Origin of the sequence: Clostridium sp., assembly GCF_051650885.1 — a bacterium.
GTDB lineage: Bacteria > Bacillota > Clostridia > Clostridiales > Clostridiaceae > Clostridium.
The window spans coordinates 1-4,880 of the sequence record NZ_JBOFRG010000216.1 but is presented as its reverse complement, the minus strand read 5'-3'; the positions used below and the strand labels follow the sequence as shown (position 1 = coordinate 4,880).

At 29.4% G+C, this 4,880-nt stretch carries 6 protein-coding genes, 2 tRNA genes and 1 rRNA gene; 7 read left to right on the top strand and 2 right to left on the bottom strand.

The genetic code is table 11. From position 1 onward, the window contains the following. Nucleotides 1–9: 9 nt before the first annotated feature. The 3 genes from rrf (at nucleotide 10) to ACRC28_RS10530 (ending at nucleotide 321) form a co-directional block, all read left to right on the top strand. Nucleotides 10–126, top strand: a 5S ribosomal RNA gene (gene rrf, locus ACRC28_RS10540). A gap of 3 nt (nucleotides 127–129) precedes the next feature. Further along, nucleotides 130–205, top strand: a tRNA-Lys gene (locus ACRC28_RS10535). Between the two features lie 40 nt (nucleotides 206–245). Further along, nucleotides 246–321 (top strand) — tRNA-Lys (locus ACRC28_RS10530). Between the two features lie 164 nt (nucleotides 322–485). On the opposite strand, the gene ACRC28_RS10525 is transcribed toward ACRC28_RS10530, so the two are convergent. Then, complete coding sequence (locus tag ACRC28_RS10525) at nucleotides 486–1,247, bottom strand: signal peptidase II (protein WP_438543405.1); 762 nt, start codon at nucleotides 1,245–1,247, stop codon at nucleotides 486–488. Nucleotides 1,248–1,382: 135 nt separating this feature from the next. Here ACRC28_RS10525 and ACRC28_RS10520 point away from each other — a divergent pair, with 135 nt between their 5' ends. The 4 genes from ACRC28_RS10520 to ACRC28_RS10505 all read left to right on the top strand — a co-directional run bounded on the left by ACRC28_RS10520 (nucleotide 1,383) and on the right by ACRC28_RS10505 (nucleotide 3,612). After that, on the top strand, nucleotides 1,383–2,180 hold the full coding sequence (locus ACRC28_RS10520; protein WP_438543404.1) for a pyruvate, water dikinase regulatory protein: 798 nt from the start codon (nucleotides 1,383–1,385) through the stop codon (nucleotides 2,178–2,180). A gap of 58 nt (nucleotides 2,181–2,238) precedes the next feature. Continuing rightward, the gene (locus ACRC28_RS10515) at nucleotides 2,239–2,409 is read left to right on the top strand and encodes a hypothetical protein (RefSeq protein WP_438543403.1); all 171 of its coding nucleotides are present in this window, start codon (nucleotides 2,239–2,241) and stop codon (nucleotides 2,407–2,409) included. Nucleotides 2,410–2,476: 67 nt separating this feature from the next. Then, nucleotides 2,477–2,635, top strand: coding sequence for a hypothetical protein (locus ACRC28_RS10510; RefSeq protein ID WP_438543402.1), 159 nt, complete (start codon nucleotides 2,477–2,479; stop codon nucleotides 2,633–2,635). 89 nt (nucleotides 2,636–2,724) lie between these two features. After that, nucleotides 2,725–3,612: a patatin-like phospholipase family protein gene (locus tag ACRC28_RS10505; RefSeq protein ID WP_438543401.1), complete on the top strand. Its 888-nt coding sequence runs from the start codon at nucleotides 2,725–2,727 to the stop codon at nucleotides 3,610–3,612. On the opposite strand, the gene ACRC28_RS10500 is transcribed toward ACRC28_RS10505, so the two are convergent. Further along, on the bottom strand, nucleotides 3,599–4,534 hold the full coding sequence (locus ACRC28_RS10500; protein ID WP_438543400.1) for an amidase domain-containing protein: 936 nt from the start codon (nucleotides 4,532–4,534) through the stop codon (nucleotides 3,599–3,601). The two genes, ACRC28_RS10505 and ACRC28_RS10500, sit on opposite strands and share 14 nt — an antisense overlap. Nucleotides 4,535–4,880 lie beyond the last annotated feature (346 nt).

The following is a 4,880-nucleotide window of genomic DNA, read 5'->3' as shown; positions in this document are numbered from 1 at the left end:
AAAAGTAAATCTAGTGATGATGGCATAGAGGAAACACTCCTTCCCATTCCGAACAGGAAAGTTAAGCTCTATAACGGCGATGGTACTGCACGGGAGACTGTGTGGGAGAGTAGCAAGTTGCTAGGTAATGGTTCACTAGCTCAGTCGGTAGAGCACATGACTTTTAATCATGGTGTCCGGGGTTCGATTCCCCGGTGAGCCACCAATTTTACTTTTATAATAAATGTACAAACAATATTTAATATGGTTCACTAGCTCAGTCGGTAGAGCACATGACTTTTAATCATGGTGTCCGGGGTTCGATTCCCCGGTGAGCCACCAGAATTACATTAGTAATTCTAAAATAGGAACTTGCTTAGCATTTATATATTGAGATTATGATTTCATAATCTCTTTTATTTTATCCTTTTTTAGAATGTTAAAAAAGCCATTAGCGTTTGCTAATGGCTTTTTCTATAAGTAAGATGGATATTGTGTGAGAAATACTATCCATCAATAGTTATTCCCTTAAATCCAGATTTTATGTCTTCTTTTATAAAAATAAAAAATTTCTTTAGATTTTTAAAATCATCCTTTAATGTAGTTGAATCTTCATCTTTAAAAAATCCGGCATAGTATAAGCATAAAATTAAGAAGAAAATCCCAAGATTGATGTAGATATCTTTTATATCAGCAATAAATAGGTTTGAGATGCCTATAAAATCTAAGCTACCACCGTAGAATACTTTATCTATAAGAGAACATAGCGCTCCAGTAAAAATAAAGATAATGGCTAAATCACTATAAATATCATGTTTTCCTTTTGCTCTATAATAACGATAAACTTCTAAGAAGATAAATAAAGCTATTATATTTAATAGGATTAATGCAGGAAAGCTAATTCCAGCACCAAATCTGGCATTTAACCAAGAGCCCTTAGTATTTATTATAGGATGGAAGGATAAAAATCCTTTAAAGAAACTATAATAATCATTAAAGAAAAATAATTTAATTATAAGCTTAATTCCTTGATCAATAAGAAATGTTATAAAGAATAAAGAAATTAAAGCTTTTTTACTAAGTCCGGCTTGGAACTTTTGTGTAATGAAATAAATTAATAAACCAACTAATGTAAATAAAACTATTAAGAACACATTTCCAAGTACAGTATCAAAATCAGTTACACGTCCTGTAACAATTTCAAATATAAAATATAAAATCCACATTAGTGGTAGTATGCCTATAGTTAAAAGTTTTTGTTTATTCATTTAGACCTCCTGAAAATAAAATAATCTTGTGTTTTAGTTTAGCATATTTTTCTAAATTTAACTATTGTTAATAAATATATAAGTATGTAATAATATAATTACAAAATATAACAAATTGAGAGAGGTGTTTGGTGTATGTTAACTATTTTTGCAGTATCAGATTCTATTGGTGAAACATCCAATCAAGTGGCATTAGCTGCAGCGAGTCAATTTAAAGAAGGAGTAGAAGTGAAGAGAATTCCTTATATAAAAACAATTGAAGATGCAAACGATGTAATAGAAGCTGCTAAGGAAGTTGAAGCTTCCATTGTTGTATCTACTATAATTAATGTCCAAATAAGAGAATATTTAACCCAAGTAGGTTTAGAAAATAATGTTTCTGTTATAAATGTTTTAGGACCAATTCTAAATATTGCATCTATGAAGCTAAATAAAGTGCCTGATTATAATCCAGGTGCAATGTGGATGACAGATGAAGAATACTTTAAAAGAATTGAAGCTATGGAATTTGCAATGCAATATGATGATAGTAAAGATTACAGAGGTCTTAAAAATGCAGATGTAGTTTTAGTAGGGTTATCAAGAACATCTAAAACACCATTATGTATGTATTTAGCTAATAAGGGAGTAAAGGCAATAAATATTCCTTTAATGCCTGAAGTTGGTGTACCTGAAGAGATATACAAAATTGATAGAAAGAAGATATTTGGATTAACTATAGATCCATTTAGATTAATAGAAATAAGAAAAAAAAGGTTAGATAAGTTTCACAGAATGCCAACAAATGTTGAGTATGCAAGTGACTCAAGAGTTTTAGAAGAGTTTGACTTTGCAGATAGAATAATAAAGAGATTAGGATGTAAAACAATTGATGTAACACAAAGAGCTATAGAGGATACAGCACTTATAATATTAGAATCAATTAAAAAATAGTAGTTTGTATAGTATTTTTAACATATAAATTTAGGTATAGAAGTGAGAGGGGGCAAAAATGCATATAATAGCATGGATGTTTTTTGCAATAGCTACAGCAATGGTTGCAAAGGCTAAAAATAGAAGTGTAGCAAAATGGGGAATGATGGGCTTGTGCTTTGGGCTACTAGGTTTGATAGCAATAGGGTTTGTGCCTCAAAAACTTAAAGTGGGAAAAGAATCTATTTAGCAGGAGTTAACAAAAGGAGAAAGAAGGCATAGTATATCTTAAATAATTAAAATTAAAGAGGTATTTTATGTTTATGATATTTTGGATATTCTTTGCAATAGTAACAGCAATGGTGGCAAGTGCAAAAAATAGAAGTGTTATAGGATGGGGAATAACAGGGTTCTGTTTTGGAATATTTGCATTAATAGCAATAGGAATAATGCCTAAAAGAGAAATACCAATGTAAAAAAGTTACTAAATGTTAGTAACTTTTTTTATTAACTAATATACAAAAGAGGAGTATTATATATAAAGAATATAGAAACGGGTGATAAAATGAAAATAGGATTAGTATTAGGTGGTGGAGGAGCAAGAGGTGCATATCAAATAGGTGTGTGGAAAGCTTTTAGGGAGTTAAAAGTGGACAAGTATATAAATGTTATTTCAGGAGCGTCAATAGGGGCTTTGAATGCTGTGTTATATGCACAAGGTGACATTGAGCTTGCAGAAAGGGTATGGAAGGAAGTTACCACGGAAAAAATTCTTCCTACTGATTCAATAAATTTATTAAAAAGAAGTTTTTTAGTGAGTATTGGTTCAAAGAACATGAGTTTTATTAAAAAATATATTCCTAAAGTTTTTGATGGGGGAAATATATCAAGAAGTGGATTAGAAAACATAATTGATGAGAGCATAGATTTTAAAAAAATACGAAATGGAGACATTCGAGTTTATGCAGTTTGCACAGAAATACCCAAATTGAAAGCGAGATACTTTCTATTAAATAAAGAAAATGATGAAAGAATGAAAAAAATACTTCATGGAAGCTCTGCAATTCCAATGATATTTGAAAATGAAGAAATTGATGGTGTATCTTATATAGATGGTGGAATTAGTGATAATGTACCTATAAATCCAGTCTATTATGAAAAGTGTGATTTAATAATAGTTATTGGATTAATGAAGGGGTATAGAGTTGATAGAACCTTATATCCTAATACTCAAATTCTAGAAATAATACCAAGCTACATGGAAGAGGGATTTATTGATGGAGCTTTGAATTTTACAGAAGAAAACTCTAAAGTGAGGATTGAAACAGGGTATAGAGATACACTAAACCAGTTGAAACCTGTAATATCACTAATAAGGCATCTAGATGAAAAAGAAAAGAAGCCATCTATATTAGATAGCATCTTAGAAGTTTTAAAAATTAAAAAGGTTTAATAATCCTTATTTTAGGATAAATACTTGGATACGAGAGACTTAGTGGATAATGTAGTTTATCATAACTGTGACAACAGTAAAGATAATCATCTCCACGAGGATAGGTTAATATACCTGAATGTGTCCAAGTTTTTTTTTCGCTATGAAAAAATTGGATTAAACAACCAGACATATCATCATCTAAGGAAAAGTGTTCACTAGCTAAATTATTATATAGTAAATAATCACGTAATGAATGGACACGAATCCAAGCATTAGAGTAGGGACTCCATGTTTTGGTTTTCTTTAAACCTGCAAAATGAAGTGTTTGAGATGCAAAGTTTGTACAATCACCACCTGAACTATCAAAAGATCGGTATTCTGAGTTGTAATTTAAAGCAAATTTTTCAGCATACTCAATAGCCTTTTGTGAAGAGTAATTAGAGGGCGTTCGAGAAAGTGAGTGGGGCTGGATAATTAAAGGCGAATTTATAGAGGTATAATACTCTATTCGAGAAGAAATTATTTTTTCTATTTGCTTTAAGGAAACTGTGCCATTAGAGATAGAATTAAAAAGATTAGGGGTTATTTCTTCAGAAATAATAAAATCTATTTTCCAAATACTATTTGTAGATGAAAGAATAAAGCATAAATTAGAAAGGGATGCAGAGTGAATACTAGAATTAGAAAAGTTATACATTGAAAGTAAATCAAGAAAAACAATGCTTAAATTATTATGATAAGCAAAGTTTTTAAAAAAGAATTTATGAGATTGGGGAATGGGTGGTGTGATATTAGATTGTTTATGAAATAAAGACTTAGCATTCAAAAGTGAAGTAAAAGAGCTTGAAGAAGAAATGAGTGGACTGATAGTATGATAGCTAAATGTATTAATATAATCTTTTATAGTCGATTTTATATTGAAGTAAATAAGTGAATTCATAATATAACTCCTTTTAAAATTTAATATACATAGTCATATTATTCAAAAAGCAAAAAAAAATGAAAAATCTATTTAAAAAATATTGACATAGAAAAAATAAGATGATATTATAAAAAACGTCCTAAGAAAACAAATTCTTAAGATGAAATCTTCAAAAAAAAGTTAACAAAAACTGTTGACAATAATAAATGAAGATGATAAGATAAATGAGTCGCCAAAAGCGATTGAACAAAAATGGTCTTTGAAAATTGAACAGATTAATATATAAACAAACTTAAACCAGCAATTCTTTTATTAGTAAGTTTTATGAGCAATTTAAGATTAAACTTTTTATTGAGAGTTTGAT

Coding starts and splice junctions, on each gene's coding strand:
- ACRC28_RS10525 (WP_438543405.1), bottom strand. CDS start 1,247: ATGAATAAACAAAAACTTTTAACTATAGGCATACTACCACTAATGTGG.
- ACRC28_RS10520 (WP_438543404.1), top strand. CDS start 1,383: ATGTTAACTATTTTTGCAGTATCAGATTCTATTGGTGAAACATCCAAT.
- ACRC28_RS10515 (WP_438543403.1), top strand. CDS start 2,239: ATGCATATAATAGCATGGATGTTTTTTGCAATAGCTACAGCAATGGTT.
- ACRC28_RS10510 (WP_438543402.1), top strand. CDS start 2,477: ATGTTTATGATATTTTGGATATTCTTTGCAATAGTAACAGCAATGGTG.
- ACRC28_RS10505 (WP_438543401.1), top strand. CDS start 2,725: ATGAAAATAGGATTAGTATTAGGTGGTGGAGGAGCAAGAGGTGCATAT.
- ACRC28_RS10500 (WP_438543400.1), bottom strand. CDS start 4,534: ATGAATTCACTTATTTACTTCAATATAAAATCGACTATAAAAGATTAT.